The organism is Mangrovibacter phragmitis, from assembly GCF_040429585.1.
GTDB classification, from domain to species: Bacteria; Pseudomonadota; Gammaproteobacteria; order Enterobacterales; family Enterobacteriaceae; genus Mangrovibacter; species Mangrovibacter phragmitis.
The window spans coordinates 1,481,256-1,499,848 of the sequence record NZ_CP134782.1; the positions used below are offsets into that span (position 1 = coordinate 1,481,256).

Below are 18,593 nucleotides of genomic sequence, written 5' to 3' on the forward strand. Positions count from 1 at the left end.
TGTTTTTGGTGTTGCATCACAGATAACAATGAAAATGCGTGATCAAGGAATAACAAATGACCACACAAAGTGATGCCCCTCAGGGCGATTTAGTTTTACGCACCCTGGCAATGCCAGCAGATACGAATGCTAACGGCGATATTTTCGGCGGCTGGTTAATGTCACAAATGGATATGGGGGGCGCGATACTTGCCAAAGAAATTGGCCAGGGACGCGTGGTAACTGTGCGTGTGGAAGGGATGACATTCCTGCGTCCTGTCGCGGTGGGCGATGTTGTCTGTTGCTATGCTCGCTGTGTGAAACGTGGAACGACTTCTATCAGTATCAATGTTGAAGTGTGGGTGAAAAAAGTTTCATCAGAGCCGATTGGCCAACGCTACCGGGCCACAGAAGCACTGTTTATTTATGTCGCAGTAGATAACCAGGGGAAACCACGCCCATTACCTTGAGCGTGATACAACTGGCGCATCACTCCATAGATGCGCCGCCATTAATCCTGAAAATAATGTTCACTACCAGGTCTTTCCCTGGGCGACCACTTTCATAACGCCAGTGGCGCATGGCCTGACGCACATCACGCTCAAACATATTGGCAGGTTTGGCGGATAAAATTCGAATATTCTCCACACTCCCATCAGCAGCTACATCAAATTTAACCCGAACATTACCTTCAATGCGCAGTACAAAAGCGCGTGACGGGTATTGAGGCTGGGTGCGTGATAAAGCTTTAGGGCCACGAGGCGCTGTGTTTGGCGGGGCCGTATTTGCCGTCGAGTTCTGTACAGAAGATGCGCGTGGAGCAACATTACCTGTAAAAGGGTTGTCCTGAGGAGGCGCTTTCTGCTCAACCGGTTTTTCGACCGTTTTAACCGGCTCTTTGCGGTGCTCTACCTTTTTAGCTGGTTTCGGTTTGGGTTTTGGCTTTGGCTTATGAATAACAACCGGGGCCTCTTTCGGCGCTTCAGGCACCGGCTCAACAACTGGCTCCGACTCTGGCTGGACAACTTGTGGGGCTGGGGCAGGTGCCGCTAAATCTGCCGGGTTTACCATGGTAACAGAAATGGGCTGTGCCGGTGAAGGCAGCTCAGTGACCTGATGCATTGAAGTATACAGAATACCTGCCAGTACAGCGCCATGTATCACTACCGAAAGCAATGCGGGCCATGGGAAACGGCGAGGAAAGTCAAGTGTCATCGAGCTCATCAGTTATCCGGTTAATAGCGCTAAAAGCCAATTTTAAATGCAAATAGCAATCATATTCAACAAGCAGGTACCAGACAGGCGTAATTTCCCCGGTGTTGAGCAAAATATCGGCTTTATAACCGAATATGTATGACATTTTCGTTGCACCTGCGGAATGATTCACTTACCGTAGTTTTACTTTCGTCTCTGATAAGGAGCCTTGCTGTGCTTTACGTGATTTATGCTGAGGATGTAGCCAACTCACTGGATAAACGGATGTCGGTGCGCCCTGCCCACCTGGCGCGTTTGCAGTTGTTGCGTGATGAAGGCCGTTTAGTTACCGCTGGACCTATGCCTGCTGTTGACAGTAATGACCCGGGTCAGGCTGGTTTCACTGGTTCCACAGTCATTGCGGAGTTTTCATCGCTGGAAGAAGCACAGGCCTGGGCAAATGACGACCCTTATGTTGCGGCAGGTGTTTATCAGAAAGTGGACGTTAAACCTTATAAGCAAGTATTTTAGGCAGGGCTGAAATGAAACGGGCCCACAAAGTATGGAGGCCCGTTTTGCGACTCGTTTTATTAGCGTACAACGTGTCGGCGCTGAGGCTAAGCCAGTGCGATTAATCGTGCAGAGGGTACCTGTTCACTGACCACAAAGACATCGACATCGGCCAGTAACTCACCAGCCTGCCCTCGCAGTGAATTAGCTGCAGCAGCCATTTGCTCTACCATTGCAGCATTCTGTTGCAGTACGCCTTCCATCTGGTTAACCGCGATATTTACCTGGCTTATGCCATGGCTTTGCTCTGTCGAAGAGTGTGAGACCTGGTTTATCAAATCTTTGGTTTCACTGACCGCGCTGGTCGCTTCTGTCATTTTATCAGCCACCTGCTGGGTATATTTCACACCGAGGGTCACTTTCTGCAAAGCTGCATCTATCAGCACTTTGATATCGCGCGCTGCACCGGAAGAACGTTGTGATAAAGTGCGAACTTCTCCAGCAACAACCGCAAAGCCCTTGCCATGCTCACCTGCCCGCGCAGCCTCTACTGCAGCATTTAAAGCCAGAATATTGGTCTGAAAGGCAATCCCTTCAATAATTGCCGTGATTTCGGATATTTTTGCCGAAGAAACAGCAATGTCATCGATAGTTTCTTTAAGCCCGCCTAATTCATTACTCGTGTTATGCACTAATTTATGTACCTGGTGCATCAGTTGGTCAGCATTACGCGTAGTTTCCACATTGCTTTGTACTGTCGCTGACAACTGATTCATACTGGCGGCGGTTTCTTCCAGAGAAGCGGCCTGTGCTTCAGTACGGGATGACAGATCATCATTACTGGCCGCAATTTCGTGCGCCGCGGTATCCACCAGGCGCGAGGAAGATTTTACCTGGCTTAATACCTGAGCCATTTTCTCGACCAGCGCATTGAAACTTAACGCCGCTAGGCCAATTTCATCACGCCGGCGGACAGTGACAGATTGGGTCAGATCCAGTTCATGACTGATAGTACTGATTTTGTCACTGAACGAACGTAAAGAAACGGCGATATAACGCAGTACGAAAAAGGACAATATTGTACTGACAGCAACAGATAACACGATAAAGACTGCCAGCATGATAATCGTTGTATTAAATTTTTCATGATTAGCAACACTGAATGCTTCGGCATGCTGGTAATTATATTGGATCTGCTGATTAAGCCCACGGGTTAATTCATCGGCCATTTTCGCCATGTCACCACCGCTTTTCAACATCGACACAGCGGCAGCCTGGCCAACCGACTCATTGGCAGTGAATAAGTCATTAAGCACTTGCATATAACTCGCCATAATGGCGAGGTTTTTATCTGACATTTGCTTATCTTTATTATCTGAGACTCTCGCATTGCGATACTTTTTGAGTGTTGCAATACTCTGGCTCATTGCATCAAGTGCATCGTGTTTATGCTGGCTCATCAGTGCATCATCATGGCTTAGCAAGTACAAATAAATTTCACGACGCGCTTTTTCACGAAAATCAATGGTGATTTGCAGCTGTTTGATACGTGGGAGGCTATTCGTAGTAATGTAGTCAAAGCTGGTTATCGAACTTTTATATACAGACAACGACCAGACACCTACAACAATGACGGAAATAATAGAAATTGCAAATGCAATAAGAAGCTTGTGTACGATACGCATAGTTTTTCCTGATTGTCCATTTCCATAATTCCGATTTATCGGCACTGTGCCTTTGTTTGTTAGAGCATAAAATGATCAGTGACACAACAAAAAGGTATTCACGGGGAATATATTCAGTGAAATCCGTGGCATATCTGCGTGGTTTTTTTAGTTTCAAAAGTAAGCAGTATTATAAACATACTAAATTATATGTTTATCTTATGTATTACTTTCTTATTTTTAACAAAAAATAAACAGTAAATACGAGAATAAAAAACAAGTTACTCCCCAGCAGATTCCTGACACTCTTTGTGCGCATTATGGTAGATCTTGATAAATTCATTGACAGGCACTGCTCGGGAATAGTACCAGCCCTGACCAATGGCAGTTGCATAGGCTGACAGAACAATCTCTTTTTCTTCACGGGTTTCAATACCCTCGAAAACTATAGTTTTATTCAACGGGACAATAATGCTCAGCAATGCATCCAGCATCGTTTTTTTAAAGTCATCCCCCAATCCCCGGACAAAATATTTATCGAGCTTAATTTCATCAAAAGTAATTTCTGTAAGCCAGTGAATATTGGCCACACCTGTCCCAAAATCATCTAACGACACCAAATACCCCAGTTGCTGAAGCTCACGCGCAGACTCAGCAATAATTTTGTAATTAACATCTGTTTTTTCTGTTATTTCCATTTTAATCTGTTGACGCAAACAGCCTGAATTGTCAGCCATAGCATTAAGATAGGGTAAGAACGTTGCGTCTGTAATATCGTGCTTGCCTACATTAATACTCAGGGTGAAATCAGGATGCTCCGCCATTAACCCGGACATATCCATCAGTGACTGCTCTATAACAAACCGGGTAATCTGGCGATAAATACCCAGGCGCTCAGCGAGTTTGATAAAAAATTCTGGGGAAACATTACCATAGACATCATCTTTCCAGCGCACCAACACTTCTGCGCCAACAACAGACTCATCAGACAGGCGATACTGCGGTTGGTACTCCAGGTGAAGAAGATGATAGAAAACTGCTTTTTTCAGGCGTGCATCGATAGAATTAATCCGTCCTGCCCACACCATTAATGCAAATCCGGCTAAATAACCAGCACCTGCCCCCAGAACGACAAGCACCAGCAATACACCTGAAGGTAAAGCAGTCAACGCGTTGTTTTGTGTTGTCGTTTCAACACACAAGTCAAATTGTTTACTACAGATACGTTGTTGTGAGCGCTGAGTAAATAGTGACAACCAGTTATGGCTATCAGACTGAGAAGGCGTAGAAAATGTATCAAATACATAAGCGCCATTGCGGGTAACCAAATGCCAGTCCAGCATTAAATCACTCATATACTGCATTTTAATATTTACTGGTGAGGTAAATATTACTGTATTGCCTTTAACAATCAGATTGTTGGTTTTCTTTACTGGCAGCATATCTGCAACATGGCGGTAAAAAGTACGCCCTTCTATATGCGAGTAATACCCTGTATCAGGCAATACTGTCGCATGCTTCAAAATACCCCATCCCGCTGTACAAATTATTTTTCCTTGCCATACCCGGCCAATATCCTGTACTAACTCATATTCCAGCGTTAAACGTCTCAACAAGTTAATATCATCGACTGTACATTCGGGATAAGGGCTGTTACTGGCAACCTGCTGTGCTGTATCTAACTCACTTGCCACGCGTTCTGCCTGTGACAAAATATGTGCTGATATCCCTGTCTGGTTTTCAAATCTCAACATTGTGCTGACCAGTTGTGTCAGGAGAACTGTAGCAATAATACTGATAATCGCCATCAGTACAGGAATAAGGCGTTTTCCGGTTAACAAGTGCGCCTTAAAATTTGGCGTATTCTGATTTACCACGCGCTATCCATCTCCATGAGTTATCACCAGTAAGGTACCAGACTGCCCTTTAATCGCTCTAACGGTAATATCGGCAAACGTGACAAGCTTCTTTACCCCTATTGTGGGATAGCGTTATATGACAGGCGAACATAATCCAACAGAAACAACAAGGTGTGCATCGATAATGACAATCGCTGATTTCTTAAAAAAGATAACTTTTAAAATCGGGCACATAACGTGCCCGGCAGGCTAAATATCGTAGACTGAAAACAGCAAAGAATTGCGCTGACGATTAACGATACATTTGCGGATTGCGTGAATACGCATGTTCCGGCGGGATTGCGCTTCCAGCCAGCGGGTTTTTCTCCGCTGGGACTGGCGTAACATCCGCCAACGCCCAACCTCTGTACGACTGTGTCTCATTTCATATTGGCTCACAATACAACAAGTAAGGGTATTATACGCCCAGGTAATTGCCCGAAAAGCTGTTTTCACCCGTTTTTTTCTTTGAGAAGCACAATCTTGTGCGTACACTCAAAAGTATACGGAAGATAAAGGATTTTTTACCTATGGCGACGCTCTATACGCTGGCAAACTGGCTGGTGATTTTGGGCTACTGGCTTCTGATTGCCAGTGTAACATTGCGTATTTTGATGAAACGCCGCGCTGTACCTTCTGCAATGGCCTGGCTGCTCGTTATTTATATTCTCCCACTGGTTGGTGTCATCGCTTACCTGTCATTTGGTGAACTGCACTTAGGGAAACGTCGTGCTGAACGGGCTCGTGACATGTGGCCTTCCACGGCTAACTGGTTAAAAGCCTTAAAAGAGAGTAAACATATCTTTGCCGATGAAAACAGCACAGTGGCGGAATCATTATTCCAGTTGTGCGAACGTCGCCAGGGCGTGGGCGGCGTTAAAGGTAACCAGCTTCAGTTGCTGACAGAGACAGATGATGTCATGCATGCTCTGATCCGAGATATCCAGTTATCCCGGCATAATATCGAGATGGTTTTCTATATTTGGAATCCAGGTGGCCTTGCTGATGAAGTGGCCGAATCGTTGATGGCTGCCGCACGTCGTGGTGTACATTGCCGCCTGATGCTTGATTCTGCGGGAAGTCTGGCATTCTTTCGCAGCCCCTGGCCCGCCATGATGCGCAATGCCGGTATTGATGTAGTCGAGTCACTTAAAGTAAACCTGATGCGTGTTTTCCTGCGGCGTATGGACTTACGCCAGCACCGGAAAATGGTCATGATTGATAATTATATTGCTTACACGGGCAGTATGAACCTGGTTGATCCGCGCTACTTCAAACAGGATGCAGGCGTAGGCCAGTGGGTGGATTTGATGGCTCGCATGGAAGGGCCTATCGCTACAACAATGGGCATTGTTTACTCCTGCGACTGGGAAATCGAAACCGGAAAGCGGCTTCTGCCTCCCCCACCGGATGCGAATATCATGCCCTTTGAAGAAGCCAGTGGTCACACAATACAGACTATTGCATCAGGCCCCGGCTTCCCGGAAGACTTGATACATCAGGCCTTGTTAACAGCCGTCTACGCCGCCCGCGAGAATCTGGTGCTCACCACCCCTTATTTTGTTCCTAGTGACGATCTTTTACATGCGATTTGCACAGCTGCCCTGCGTGGGGTGAATGTCAGCCTGATTTTACCTAAGAAAAATGATTCGCTGCTGGTTGGCTGGGCCAGCCGGGCTTTTTTTGCTGAATTACTGGCTGCTGGCGTCAGGATCTATCAGTTTGAAGGCGGTCTTCTGCATACGAAAAGTGTACTGGTTGATGACGAACTCAGCCTTGTTGGCACCGTTAATCTGGATATGCGTAGTTTATGGCTGAATTTTGAAATTACTCTGGTGATAGATGACCAGGGGTTTGGCAACGATTTGGCGGCTGTTCAGGATGACTATATCTCGCGCTCTACCTTGCTTAATGCCAGAGACTGGGTTAAACGGCCACTGTGGCAACGAATAACTGAGCGAGTATTTTACTTCTTTAGCCCATTGTTGTAAAAAGGCCCCCAAAGCCTATGACTGCGGATGTATAAAAATGGATATGGACCTGAATAACCGCCTTACTGAAGATGAAACTCTTGAGCAGGCCTATGATATTTTTCTGGAGCTGGCGGGCGATAATCTGGACCCTGCAGACATCATTTTATTTAATCTCCAGTTTGAGGAACGTGGCGGCGCTGAGCTCTTTGACCCATCAGAAGAATGGTCGGAGCATGTCGATTTCGATCTGAATCCAGACTTCTTCTCAGAGGTTGTTATTGGCCTCGCAGAAGAAGATGGCGGCGAACTGAACGATGTGTTTGCACGTATTCTTCTGTGCCGCGAGAAAAACCATAAACTGTGCCATATTCTGTGGCGTGAATAATTGCTCTGGTTATAACGGCTCAGCCTGAAAAAAACCTGAATGCGTTAAACATTCAGGTTTTTTATTCGCACTAGACAGCCGCACAGGCCGGGTCTTTTTACAGCGGGTCAACCTTCAGGCAGGAAACCGCATGGCGGAAACTTCCTTCGAGAACAGGCCGTGTTTTGGCACATTCGGGGCCAGCCATAGGGCAACGGGTACGGAACACACAACCTGAAGGCGGATTGATTGGTGACGGCAATTCTCCTTCCAGCAGTTGTATAGTTTTGTTCCGCTCCTGATCAGGGTCTGGCACCGGCACGGCTGACATCAACGCTCTGGTGTACGGGTGCAAAGGATTGTTATAGACCTCATCGTAAGTCCCCAACTCTACGGCATGCCCCAGATACATAACCAGTACCCGGTCGGAGATATGTTTTACCACTGCCAGGTCGTGGGCAATAAAAATCAAAGACAACCCCATTTCCCGCTGCAGTTGCTGCAACAGGTTAACGACCTGTGCCTGAATAGAAACATCAAGGGCTGAAACCGGCTCATCACAAATGATAAGTTTGGGTTCAAGGATAAGTGCCCTGGCAATACCAATGCGCTGGCACTGTCCACCTGAAAACTCATGCGGGTAACGGTTTACCAGGTTTGGTAACAGCCCCACTTTCATCATCATCGCTTTCACCCGGTCTCTTACTTCCTGGCGAGGCATCTTCGGGTGATACGTCCGTAACGGTTCAGCAATGATATCGCCAATTGTCATTCGTGGGTTAAGGGAAGCCAGCGGGTCCTGGAAGATCATCTGAATATCGCTGCGCACTTCACGCCACTGTTCCTGGTTCATGCCAGTCAGGTTTTTACCCAACCAGGCAACGTGCCCTTCAGTGGCTTTCACCAGTCCGATAATTGCGCGGGCAAAAGTGGATTTACCACACCCGGATTCGCCTACCACACCGAGTGTTTCACCTTCATACAGCCGCAGGGTCACCCCATCCACCGCTTTCAGGGTTTTAGCGGGTTGCCAAAACCACTGTTTGCTGTCACGGATATCGAAATGGACTTTCAGGTCACTAATTTCGAGCAGTACTTTTTTTTCTTCTGTCAGCGCGTTCATACCAACTCCTCCACTGACCTAAAGCAGGCACGTAACCGACCTTCACCAAAAGATTCCAGCGGCGGCGTATTCTCACAACCTTCCGAGGCATATGGGCAACGCGGCTGGAACGGACAACCTTTAGGTAGTCTCAACAGGTTTGGCGGGTTACCGGGGATGGTATCCAGTGCAGCACCTTCTTTATCAAGACGCGGTACAGCACTCAGCAACCCCAAAGAATAAGGATGTGACGGGTGGTAGAATACATCTCTGGCACTGCCATATTCCATGGTGCGCCCGGCATACATCACCAGCACTTTGTCACAGATACCCGCAACAACACCGAGGTCATGAGTGATCATGATAATAGCGGTATTAAATTCATGTTTCAGTTCATTCAATAAGGTCATTATTTGCGCCTGGACAGTTACATCCAGTGCTGTGGTGGGTTCATCAGCAATCAGCAGTTTTGGCCGGCATAACAATGCCATGGCTATCATTACGCGCTGGCGCATTCCGCCTGAGAATTCATGAGGATACATTCTCATGCGCTTACGCGCCTCAGGCATTTTGACCGCATCAAGCATACGCACTGATTCTTCGTACGCCTCCGTTTTGCTCATCTTTTTATGCAACATGAGCACTTCCATCAATTGCTCACCCACACGCATATAAGGGTTAAGGGACGTCATTGGATCCTGAAAAATCATGGAGATCTGTTCCGCACGCAAGCGGTTCAGTTCATGCTCCGGCAGGTTAAGAATTTCTCGCCCCCCAAATGTGGCAGAACCATCAATGCGCCCGTTTGAAGCCAGTAAGCCCATCAAAGCAAATGCTGTTTGTGATTTACCCGAACCAGACTCACCCACAATCCCCAGCGTTTCACCGGCATTCAGGGTAAAGTTCAAATCATTAACCGCAGTAACATCGCCATCCGGTGTACCAAACGTTACCCGCAGGTCTTTTACATTTAATAAGGACTCACCCGCTAACGGGGATGCACCCACTACAGAATTAATAAGTAAAGCCATGGGTACTCCTTAACGGTCTTTCGGGTCGAGGGCATCACGCAGGCCATCGCCAATGAAGTTAAAACAAAACAGCGTCACTACCAGGAAACCCGCCGGGAATAACAATAACCACGGTGAAACCTCCATTGAGTTCGCGCCATCGCTCAACAAAGCGCCCCAACTGCTTAACGGTTCCTGCGTACCTAACCCAAGGAAACTAAGGAAGGATTCAAACAGGATCATGCTGGGAACCAGCAACGAGGCATAAACCACCACCACACCCAGAACGTTTGGCACAATGTGGCGGATGACGATATTACCGGTAGATACACCACCAACCTGAGCGGCTTCAATAAACTCTTTGCGTTTGAGGCTCAGAGTCTGCCCACGGACAATACGCGCCATATCCAGCCAGGAAACCATGCCGATTGCCACAAAAATCAGCAGGATGTTTTGCCCAAAGAAGGTAACCAGCAAAATGACGAAGAACATGAACGGGAAGGAGTTAAGGATCTCCAGCAGACGCATCATTACCGAGTCAACTTTCCCCCCCAGATAGCCTGAGAGTGAACCATACAACGTGCCCAGTATCACGGCGACCAGTGCAGCAGACACCCCAACCATCAGGGAAATTCGCCCACCAATCGCCACACGCACCAGCAGGTCACGGCCTGATGAGTCAGTACCGAAATAGTGGCCAGAAGCGAAATCTGGCCCGCTGGACATCATGTTCCAGTCAGTATCAAAATAAGTAAAAGATGACAACATTGGGGCAAAGGTAACAAAGAGTGCTATGAGTACCAGTACCACCAGACTTGCCACTGCAGCACGGTTATGAATAAAACGCCGCCGCGCATCCTGCCATAAGCTACGCCCTTCCACTTCAAGCTTCTCGCTGAAGTTTTCCAGGGCCTCACTGTTTTTCTTGCTCAACATTTGGCTCACTCCAGCATCAATAACGAATTTTTGGGTCGATAACCGCATAAAGCACATCGACAATAGCGTTAAAAACAATCGTCAGGGCACCGACTAAAATCGTCAGGCTTAGTACCAGTGAGTAGTCGCGGTTCAGTGCACCGTTAACAAACAACTGACCAATCCCCGGTAAACCGTAAATTGTCTCAATCACCATCGAACCCGTGATAATCCCCACAAATGCTGGCCCCATATAAGAGAGCACAGGTAATAAAGCAGGCTTCAGTGCATGGCGCATCACAATGCGGCGCATGGGCAGACCTTTAGCACGCGCGGTACGAATGAAGTTAGAGTGCAACACTTCAATCATTGAGCCACGCGTAATACGCGCGATACTGGAAATATAGGACAGCGAAAGTGCCACCATTGGCAGCAACATATATTTGAATTCGCCTCCATTCCAGCCACCGCCTGGCAGCCACCGCAATGTAATGGCAAAGATCATGACCAGCAGTGGCGCGACAACAAAACTGGGAATAACCACACCTGTCATGGCAAAACTCATGACGATGTAATCCCATTTACTGTTCTGTTTGAGTGCGGCAATCACCCCAGCGGTAACACCCAGCACAATAGCCAACAAGAAAGCAGCCGCACCCAGTTTTGCTGAAACCGGGAATGATGCAGCGACCAAATCATTGACACTGTAATCTTTATATTTGAACGAAGGACCAAAATCGCCATGAGCCAGTTGTTTCAAATAATGAAAATACTGAGTCATCATTGGATCATTGAGATGATACTTCGCTTCGATGTTCGCCATCACTTCTGGCGGCAGGTTGCGCTCCCCGGTAAATGGACTTCCCGGAGCCAGGCGCATCATAAAGAAGGAAATAGTAATAAGAATAAAAAGTGTCGGAATTGCTTCCAGACAGCGACGTAAAATAAATTTCAACATTGCCCGTACCTTCTGGCGTGTGCCTTTGCACTGCGATGAAATAAGACACAGTGAGGCAGAGCAAACGCCCCGCCTCACAAACGGCCATTAATGTTTGATAATGTACAAATCTTTCACATACACATTATCAAGAGGGTCTTTACCGGTATAACCACCAACCCAGGGTTTCACCAGGCGCGCGTTAACATAGTAATAGACCGGGACAATGACGGAATCTTTGTCCAGCTGTTGCTCTGCTTTGTTATACAACTCAGCACGTTCTTCTTCTGTTTTCACTTTCAGCGTATCAGCCATTATCTTGTCAAAGGCTGCACTCTTATAGTGTGCTGTGTTGTTAGAGCTGTCGGACAGCATGGTGTTCAGGAAGGAGCTCGGTTCATTATAATCCGCACACCAGCCTGCACGAGCGACAGAAAAGTTCCCCTGATGACGGCTGTCGAGGAATGTTTTCCATTCCTGGTTATCCAGCCTGACATTGGCACCGATGTTTTTCTTCCAGATAGAAGAAACCGCGATAGCCAGTTTTTTATGCAGATCAGACGTATTGTAAAGCAGGTCGAAAGACAGCGGCTTATCTTTAGTAAAGCCTGCTTCTGCCAACAATTTACGCGCTTCCTCATTACGTTTCGCCTGGCTCCAGCCAAACCATGCAGGTTGAGTCAGCTTCGCACCATCAGTATACGGCGGTGTATAACCATACGCAGGCAGATCGCCCTGGTTTTTCACTTTATTGACAATGATATCGCGATCCAGGCTCAGCTTCAGCGCGGTACGAACGCGCACATCATTGAACGGCGGTTTTTGGTTGTTGATTTCGTAGTAATAAGTGCACAGATACGGGTCAACATGGACCTGATTGGGGATTTCTTTCTTCAGTTTCTGGAACAGCTCAATCGGTAACTGGTTGTAGGTCATGTCAATTTCACCGCTGCGATAGCGGTTAACATCAGTAACTTCTGAAGAAATTGGCAGGTAGGTTACCTGGTTAATTACCGTTTTGGCATTATTCCAGTATTGCGGGTTACGCACCAGATCGATACGTTCGTTCACAACCCAGTCTTTCAGGGTGTAAGCACCGTTAGTGACGATGTTACCCGGCTGAGTCCACTTTTCACCGTATTTTTCAATTGCGGCTTTTGGTACCGGAGACAACGATGCGTGAACTAACAATTTATAGAAATAAGGCACCGGCTCACTCAGTGTGACTTCCAGTGTATGGTCATCCAGTGCTTTAACGCCCAGGGTATCTGGCGCTTTTTTCCCGGCAATAATATCGTCAATATTGGCTACGTGGCCATATTGCAGGTAGCTCTCATAAGGAGATGCTGTTTTCGGGTCAGCCAGGCGTTCCCAGCTGTAAACAAAATCTTGTGCGGTAACCGGCTCACCATTAGACCATTTTGCGTCTTTACGCAGGTGGAAAGTCCAGACTTTAAAATCTTTATTTTCCCATTTTTCTGCAACACCCGGGATGGCGTGCCCTTGCAAGTCAGTAATCAGCAGGCCTTCAAACAGATCGCGGCTGACGTTAGCTTCCGGTACACCTTCAATTTTATGCGGATCCAGAGACTGGATTTCGGCCCCATTATTGCGAACCAGTGTTTGTTTTTCTGCAAGTTGAACACCTGCTGGCACATTCGCAGCCATTGCGACATTACCAGCAAATAGCGCAGTAAAAATCCCTGCAGCTACCAGATTTTTTTTCGTGATGACGGACATTGTGTTGATACTCCACTCATTATAATTACTGACTTTTACAGCCAGACTGTTTTCCCCTTTGGGGACCTGTACAGCGCAGGAGCTTTCGCGTCTGCCAGGTTATTGTTGTTTTACTGCTATCACCGACTTCATTTATTACCGGCCGTACCTGTAAGTACCGCCTGTGTCGATTCTTTCCCACCTCACCTTTCCTGTCATAAAGGCGGGGGGACTTATGTTCAGGTGCATCAGTCTGGTTGATACGATGCCCTGACAACTTTTCTGGCGGAAAGTAACAAACCCACTCGTACCAGGCTAATACTATTTGCAGATTTGTTAACCAGGGAGGCATTCATTACAAGAACGCGTTCACAATTCCCTTCCGCAAAACACACTAAAAGGAAGAACAATCCTTGTAATTACAGAGAGTTAAAAAATACGGGATGAGCCATGTGCATTTGTAAAAATTGTAACACCACCCATTTTCCACAAAAAACTTAACAACTGCTTATTTTTAGTGCATTCGTCTGCGCGAAGGTGAGTTTTACTAATATCATTTCAGGAAAGTCCCAGCAAGAGCCAATTTGTTGTGTCATTAAAATAACAAACTGGACGCCTGATTATTAATCAGCATTGCTACTAATTAACGTGTTTTCAAAAGTTTCACTTATAGTAAGCAGACTGTTTTATACGTGGTGAGTGCAATGAAAGACAAGGTGATGTACGCCACAGGAAGTAAAAAGCGGAATATGTTTTTCCGCTTTTGTGATCAAGGCTGTAAAAATTTTATCCGAGAAGGCCGGGGAAAAGCGCACGCACCCCGGTGACAATAAACTCAATACCCAGTGACATCAGTAACAGTCCCATGATACGGGTGATAACGTTGATACCCGTTTGCCCTAAAAAACGGACCAGCCAGGGAGCAAGACGGAAAATTAACCAGCAGCACACAGCAAAGAGGGCAATCGACAAAGAAAAACCCAGCATATAAGTCCATGTGTGGTAGCGCGTTCCCCAAACAATAGTAGAACTAATAGCACCCGGCCCAGCCATTAACGGTAACGCCAGCGGAACTACACCCACGCTTTCACGGATGGCCGTTTCTGATTTTTCTTGTTTATTCTGCTTGTCTTCGCCCAGTTTCCCGCTGATCATCGACATCGCAATAGTGACAACCAGAATGCCCCCGGCAATACGGAACGAATCAATCGATATACCAAACAATTGCAGAATGCCATCGCCAAGGAACAGCGAGGTCCACAAAATAATCGCTACCGACAGATTAGCTGTCAGGTTTGTTTTATTTCTTGCCGCCGCAGTCTGGTAGCTGGTCATACTAATAAATACAGGAATGATACCAACCGGGTTGACCAGAGCGAACAAGCCGATAAAGAACTTAAAAAAAGTCGATAAATCGAACAGTGATTGTGTCACGCAGAGCTCCCTTCACGCGCCAAATATAGCTGCGCTACTCTAAATGAAAAACCTTCAACAGACTATGGGATTTACTGTTCTCATCCAATTACCTTAGAAAAAGTTACATTTTAGCCGCATTCATGTTACCTACATGTTTCATATATGATAGTGTGAAATAATTGTTTTGTAAGTAAATTAACCACCATTAACACATATGTTCGTTTCCTGTGCTGAAAGGAGTCAGCTTCAATAGAAATTGACTTGGATCATGAAATACCCCCTGATATGTGAGTAATCTCTATTTGCCGCCAGGGAAAAAAACAGTGACCCAATCAGGTAATGTTGAAGGTAAGGCTCTTTTAGTAAATCAGCAGAAAGTTAAAGAAAACTGAACATAGTTGGTAGTGATGGTTTCTTGATGCAACTGGCGCTGTCTATACTGACTCTCGGGCAGCTGGTTTACTAAAAGAGTTTAACATTTATCAGGAGAGCATTATGGCTGTTACTAATGTCGCTGAACTTAACGCACTCGTAGAGCGTGTGAAAAAAGCCCAGCGTGAATATGCCAACTTTACTCAAGAGCAAGTAGATAAAATCTTCCGCGCCGCCGCTCTGGCTGCTGCAGATGCTCGTATCCCACTCGCTAAAATGGCCGTTGCTGAATCCGGCATGGGCATTGTTGAAGATAAAGTGATTAAAAACCACTTTGCTTCTGAATATATCTATAACGCCTATAAAGATGAGAAGACCTGTGGTGTTCTGTCTGTAGACGACACTTTCGGTACCATGACCATTGCTGAGCCTATCGGCATTATCTGTGGCATCGTCCCAACTACTAACCCAACGTCTACGGCTATCTTTAAGTCCCTGATAAGCCTTAAAACCCGTAACGCAATTATTTTCTCTCCGCACCCTCGGGCAAAAGACGCCACCAATAAAGCTGCAGATGTTGTGCTGCAGGCTGCTATCGCAGCTGGTGCGCCAAAAGATTTGATTGGCTGGATAGACCAACCTTCTGTTGAACTGTCTAACGCATTAATGCATCACCCGGATATTAACCTGATTCTCGCCACGGGTGGCCCGGGTATGGTTAAAGCGGCTTACAGTTCAGGTAAACCTGCAATTGGTGTAGGTGCAGGTAACACCCCAGTGGTTATCGATGAAACCGCAGATGTCAAACGCGCTGTCGCATCTGTACTGATGTCAAAAACATTCGATAACGGCGTAATTTGTGCTTCTGAACAGTCAGTGGTTGTTGTTGATTCTGTATATGATGCAGTGCGTGAGCGTTTTGCCAGCCATGGCGGTTACATGCTGCAAGGTAAAGAACTTAAGGCCGTTCAGGACATTATCCTGAAAAATGGCGCACTGAATGCCGCCATTGTTGGTCAACCAGCGGTGAAAATTGCTGAACTTGCTGGTTTCACTGTGCCAGAAACCACTAAAATTTTGATTGGTGAAGTGTCCGTCGTTGATGACAGCGAGCCCTTTGCACACGAAAAATTGTCCCCTACTCTGGCAATGTACCGTGCGAAAGACTTTGAAGATGCTGTTGAGAAAGCAGAAAAATTGGTTGCGATGGGTGGTATCGGTCACACATCCTGCCTGTACACCGACCAGGACAACCAGCCAGAACGTGTCGCTTTCTTCGGTCAAATGATGAAAACTGCACGTATTCTGATCAACACCCCAGCTTCACAGGGTGGTATTGGTGACCTGTACAACTTCAAACTCGCACCTTCCCTGACACTGGGTTGTGGTTCCTGGGGTGGTAACTCCATCTCTGAAAACGTTGGTCCTAAACACCTGATCAACAAGAAAACGGTTGCTAAGCGAGCTGAAAACATGTTGTGGCATAAACTTCCGAAATCTATCTACTTCCGCCGTGGTTCACTGCCCGTCGCGTTAGATGAAGTGATTACTGATGGTCACAAACGTGCTCTGATCGTGACCGACCGGTTCTTGTTCAATAATGGTTATGCTGACCAGATTACTTCTGTACTGAAAGCTGCTGGTGTTGAAACTGAAGTCTTCTTTGAAGTTGAAGCAGACCCCACACTGACAGTTGTTCGTAAAGGTGCTGAGCTGGCGAATTCCTTCAAACCGGACGTTATCATCGCCCTGGGTGGTGGTTCTCCGATGGATGCGGCTAAAATCATGTGGGTTATGTACGAGCACCCGGAAACTCACTTCGAAGAACTGGCTCTGCGTTTCATGGATATCCGTAAACGTATCTATAAATTCCCGAAAATGGGTGTGAAAGCGAAAATGATCGCGGTCACCACCACTTCCGGTACCGGTTCTGAAGTTACTCCGTTTGCTGTAGTGACCGATGACGCTACTGGTCAGAAATATCCGTTAGCCGATTACGCACTGACTCCTGACATGGCCATTGTCGATGCTAACCTGGTTATGGATATGCCGAAGTCTTTGTGCGCATTTGGCGGGCTTGATGCAGTTACCCACGCACTGGAAGCCTATGTTTCTGTGCTGGCATCTGAGTTCTCTGATGGTCAGGCTTTGCAGGCTCTGAAACTGCTGAAAGAAAACCTGCCAGCTTCTTACCACGAAGGTTCTAAAAATCCGGTAGCGCGTGAACGTGTTCACAGTGCAGCAACCATCGCGGGTATCGCGTTTGCGAACGCATTCCTGGGTGTTTGCCACTCTATGGCTCACAAACTGGGTTCACAGTTCCATATTCCTCACGGTCTGGCTAATGCTCTGTTAATCGCTAACGTTATCCGTTATAACGCGAACGATAACCCAACCAAACAGACTGCTTTCAGCCAGTATGACCGTCCGCAGGCACGCCGTCGTTATGCAGAAATTGCTGATCATCTGGGGCTGAGCGCACCTGGTGACCGCACTGCTGCGAAAATCGAGAAACTGCTTGCATGGCTGGAAAGCATCAAGGCTGAACTGGGTATTCCTAAATCAATCCGCGAAGCGGGCGTTCAGGAAGCGGACTTCCTTGCTCATGTTGATAAACTGTCTGAAGATGCATTTGATGACCAGTGTACTGGCGCTAACCCGCGTTACCCACTGATTTCCGAACTGAAACAGATTCTCCTGGATACTTTCTATGGACGTGAATACGTTGAAGGTAAACCAGCAGAAAAAGCAGTTGCACCTAAAGCAGAAAAAACTGATAAAAAAGCCAAGAAAACCGCTTAATATCGGTTAAAACGACATGGATTTTGAACCCGCTTCGGCGGGTTCTTTTTTATTCGTCACACCGAGTAATGATCTCCCTCTCAGCGCTTGCAGCGCGCCATAATCACGTTCTCAGAATGTGTGCCCATTGCATTTGCATTCACTGTAGTGGTTGTCTCTAATTCACAATGCCTCTGGCGCAATGATTACTTATATCTGGCATTCTTTAGCGCTATTCCCCAACCAGTTAATTTATAGCTTCACAGCGAACGCCCTGCGCACTGACGGGCACATTTACAACACACTGTGTGGCGTTACGGTTTTATGGGCAGATTTTGCCAGTAGCGGGCTATCTACCTGCATTATCTGGTAAATATGGTTTGGGGTTGCACCGCTATTTTTCTGGTTCAGGCCCGGCTGAGAAACACACTTGCCTGATGGCAGACGTTCATTGCCCATTAGATGGATATCTGGTGGATTAGAGGAGAAAGGTGAAGCATCGTCTTTACTACAACGCACTCCTGTTTTGCAACCCTGATTAAGGTTCTAACAGTAAATACAGCTCACTTTGGCTAATATGTGCTGGCTGCAACAGTATGCACAACATCAATTTATCCCCCGATGCTCTTTCAAGTGAATCCTTAAGGATTCAGTATCCATAGTTCGGCCTCCTGGTATTTACTCAGGCAGTTTTTCCCAGCAAATTGCCCTCACAGAAACTAACCATATCATCACCAGTGATAACAACACCCCGCCTGC

Annotated in this window: 17 protein-coding genes; 5 read left to right on the forward strand and 12 right to left on the reverse strand. The window is 46.8% G+C overall.

Annotation, left to right across the window (positions count from 1 at the left end):
- Positions 1-56: 56 nt before the first annotated feature.
- Entirely contained in the window at positions 57-449 is a 393-nt protein-coding gene (gene yciA, locus MPHASIOC01_RS07005) for an acyl-CoA thioester hydrolase YciA (protein ID WP_036105361.1), read from the forward strand.
- Between the two features lie 19 nt (positions 450-468).
- On the opposite strand, the gene MPHASIOC01_RS07010 is transcribed toward yciA, so the two are convergent.
- Complete coding sequence (locus MPHASIOC01_RS07010; RefSeq protein WP_353614903.1) at positions 469-1,194, reverse strand: energy transducer TonB; 726 nt, start codon at positions 1,192-1,194, stop codon at positions 469-471.
- A complete protein-coding gene (locus MPHASIOC01_RS07015) occupies positions 1,184-1,339 on the reverse strand; it encodes a hypothetical protein (RefSeq protein WP_156518967.1) in 156 nt (51 codons plus the stop codon). Before MPHASIOC01_RS07015 ends, MPHASIOC01_RS07010 begins: the two co-directional genes overlap by 11 nt.
- A 68-nt stretch (positions 1,340-1,407) precedes the next feature.
- On the opposite strand from MPHASIOC01_RS07015, the gene MPHASIOC01_RS07020 reads away from it, so the two are divergent.
- The gene (locus MPHASIOC01_RS07020) at positions 1,408-1,704 is read left to right on the forward strand and encodes a YciI family protein (RefSeq protein ID WP_064593940.1); all 297 of its coding nucleotides are present in this window, start codon (positions 1,408-1,410) and stop codon (positions 1,702-1,704) included.
- A gap of 86 nt (positions 1,705-1,790) precedes the next feature.
- Here the strand turns inward: MPHASIOC01_RS07020 and MPHASIOC01_RS07025 are convergent, their stop codons facing one another.
- From MPHASIOC01_RS07025 to MPHASIOC01_RS07035, 3 genes are all read right to left on the reverse strand, one after another.
- Positions 1,791-3,368 carry a methyl-accepting chemotaxis protein gene (locus MPHASIOC01_RS07025; protein ID WP_353614256.1) on the reverse strand — a complete coding sequence of 526 codons (1,578 nt, stop codon included), beginning with the start codon at positions 3,366-3,368 and terminating at the stop codon, positions 1,791-1,793.
- A 260-nt stretch (positions 3,369-3,628) separates the two neighbouring features.
- A complete protein-coding gene (locus tag MPHASIOC01_RS07030) occupies positions 3,629-5,224 on the reverse strand; it encodes an EAL domain-containing protein (RefSeq protein ID WP_353614257.1) in 1,596 nt (531 codons plus the stop codon).
- A 231-nt stretch (positions 5,225-5,455) separates the two neighbouring features.
- Entirely contained in the window at positions 5,456-5,629 is a 174-nt protein-coding gene (locus MPHASIOC01_RS07035) for a YciY family protein (protein ID WP_156518968.1), read from the reverse strand.
- A 146-nt stretch (positions 5,630-5,775) separates the two neighbouring features.
- Between MPHASIOC01_RS07035 and cls the strand changes: the two genes are divergently transcribed.
- Positions 5,776-7,236, forward strand: a complete 1,461-nt coding sequence (gene cls / locus MPHASIOC01_RS07040; RefSeq protein ID WP_064593946.1) for a cardiolipin synthase — start codon at positions 5,776-5,778, stop codon at positions 7,234-7,236.
- 37 nt (positions 7,237-7,273) lie between these two features.
- Positions 7,274-7,603: an HI1450 family dsDNA-mimic protein gene (locus tag MPHASIOC01_RS07045; RefSeq protein WP_064593948.1), complete on the forward strand. Its 330-nt coding sequence runs from the start codon at positions 7,274-7,276 to the stop codon at positions 7,601-7,603.
- Between the two features lie 97 nt (positions 7,604-7,700).
- On the opposite strand, the gene oppF is transcribed toward MPHASIOC01_RS07045, so the two are convergent.
- The 6 genes from oppF to MPHASIOC01_RS07075 form a co-directional block, all read right to left on the reverse strand.
- Positions 7,701-8,705 carry a murein tripeptide/oligopeptide ABC transporter ATP binding protein OppF gene (gene oppF / locus MPHASIOC01_RS07050; RefSeq protein ID WP_064593950.1) on the reverse strand — a complete coding sequence of 335 codons (1,005 nt, stop codon included), beginning with the start codon at positions 8,703-8,705 and terminating at the stop codon, positions 7,701-7,703.
- Positions 8,702-9,715 carry an ABC transporter ATP-binding protein gene (locus MPHASIOC01_RS07055; RefSeq protein WP_064593952.1) on the reverse strand — a complete coding sequence of 338 codons (1,014 nt, stop codon included), beginning with the start codon at positions 9,713-9,715 and terminating at the stop codon, positions 8,702-8,704. Before MPHASIOC01_RS07055 ends, oppF begins: the two co-directional genes overlap by 4 nt.
- A 9-nt stretch (positions 9,716-9,724) precedes the next feature.
- On the reverse strand, positions 9,725-10,630 hold the full coding sequence (oppC, locus tag MPHASIOC01_RS07060; RefSeq protein ID WP_064593954.1) for an oligopeptide ABC transporter permease OppC: 906 nt from the start codon (positions 10,628-10,630) through the stop codon (positions 9,725-9,727).
- A 16-nt stretch (positions 10,631-10,646) separates the two neighbouring features.
- On the reverse strand, positions 10,647-11,567 hold the full coding sequence (gene oppB / locus MPHASIOC01_RS07065; protein ID WP_064593956.1) for an oligopeptide ABC transporter permease OppB: 921 nt from the start codon (positions 11,565-11,567) through the stop codon (positions 10,647-10,649).
- A gap of 87 nt (positions 11,568-11,654) precedes the next feature.
- Positions 11,655-13,286 carry an oligopeptide ABC transporter substrate-binding protein OppA gene (oppA, locus tag MPHASIOC01_RS07070; protein WP_064593958.1) on the reverse strand — a complete coding sequence of 544 codons (1,632 nt, stop codon included), beginning with the start codon at positions 13,284-13,286 and terminating at the stop codon, positions 11,655-11,657.
- A 765-nt stretch (positions 13,287-14,051) separates the two neighbouring features.
- Positions 14,052-14,699 (reverse strand): YchE family NAAT transporter, encoded by a 648-nt coding sequence (locus MPHASIOC01_RS07075; RefSeq protein ID WP_064593960.1) that lies wholly within the window; start codon positions 14,697-14,699, stop codon positions 14,052-14,054.
- Positions 14,700-15,176: 477 nt separating this feature from the next.
- On the opposite strand from MPHASIOC01_RS07075, the gene adhE reads away from it, so the two are divergent.
- Positions 15,177-17,855 (forward strand): bifunctional acetaldehyde-CoA/alcohol dehydrogenase, encoded by a 2,679-nt coding sequence (adhE, locus tag MPHASIOC01_RS07080; RefSeq protein WP_064593962.1) that lies wholly within the window; start codon positions 15,177-15,179, stop codon positions 17,853-17,855.
- A 273-nt stretch (positions 17,856-18,128) separates the two neighbouring features.
- Here adhE and MPHASIOC01_RS07085 read toward each other — a convergent pair whose 3' ends face one another.
- The gene (locus MPHASIOC01_RS07085) at positions 18,129-18,353 is read right to left on the reverse strand and encodes a hypothetical protein (RefSeq protein ID WP_353614258.1); all 225 of its coding nucleotides are present in this window, start codon (positions 18,351-18,353) and stop codon (positions 18,129-18,131) included.
- Positions 18,354-18,593: the final 240 nt, after the last annotated feature.

What these genes read in the sequence shown, in the direction of transcription:
- yciA (WP_036105361.1), top strand. Translation starts at nt 57, where the DNA reads ATGACCACACAAAGTGATGCCCCTCAGGGCGATTTAGTTTTACGCACC.
- MPHASIOC01_RS07025 (WP_353614256.1), bottom strand. Translation starts at nt 3,368, where the DNA reads ATGCGTATCGTACACAAGCTTCTTATTGCATTTGCAATTTCTATTATT.
- oppA (WP_064593958.1), bottom strand. Translation starts at nt 13,286, where the DNA reads ATGTCCGTCATCACGAAAAAAAATCTGGTAGCTGCAGGGATTTTTACT.
- MPHASIOC01_RS07055 (WP_064593952.1), bottom strand. Translation starts at nt 9,715, where the DNA reads ATGGCTTTACTTATTAATTCTGTAGTGGGTGCATCCCCGTTAGCGGGT.
- MPHASIOC01_RS07045 (WP_064593948.1), top strand. Translation starts at nt 7,274, where the DNA reads ATGGATATGGACCTGAATAACCGCCTTACTGAAGATGAAACTCTTGAG.
- oppB (WP_064593956.1), bottom strand. Translation starts at nt 11,567, where the DNA reads ATGTTGAAATTTATTTTACGTCGCTGTCTGGAAGCAATTCCGACACTT.
- adhE (WP_064593962.1), top strand. Translation starts at nt 15,177, where the DNA reads ATGGCTGTTACTAATGTCGCTGAACTTAACGCACTCGTAGAGCGTGTG.
- oppF (WP_064593950.1), bottom strand. Translation starts at nt 8,705, where the DNA reads ATGAACGCGCTGACAGAAGAAAAAAAAGTACTGCTCGAAATTAGTGAC.
- MPHASIOC01_RS07035 (WP_156518968.1), bottom strand. Translation starts at nt 5,629, where the DNA reads ATGAGACACAGTCGTACAGAGGTTGGGCGTTGGCGGATGTTACGCCAG.
- cls (WP_064593946.1), top strand. Translation starts at nt 5,776, where the DNA reads ATGGCGACGCTCTATACGCTGGCAAACTGGCTGGTGATTTTGGGCTAC.
- MPHASIOC01_RS07015 (WP_156518967.1), bottom strand. Translation starts at nt 1,339, where the DNA reads ATGTCATACATATTCGGTTATAAAGCCGATATTTTGCTCAACACCGGG.
- MPHASIOC01_RS07010 (WP_353614903.1), bottom strand. Translation starts at nt 1,194, where the DNA reads ATGACACTTGACTTTCCTCGCCGTTTCCCATGGCCCGCATTGCTTTCG.
- oppC (WP_064593954.1), bottom strand. Translation starts at nt 10,630, where the DNA reads ATGTTGAGCAAGAAAAACAGTGAGGCCCTGGAAAACTTCAGCGAGAAG.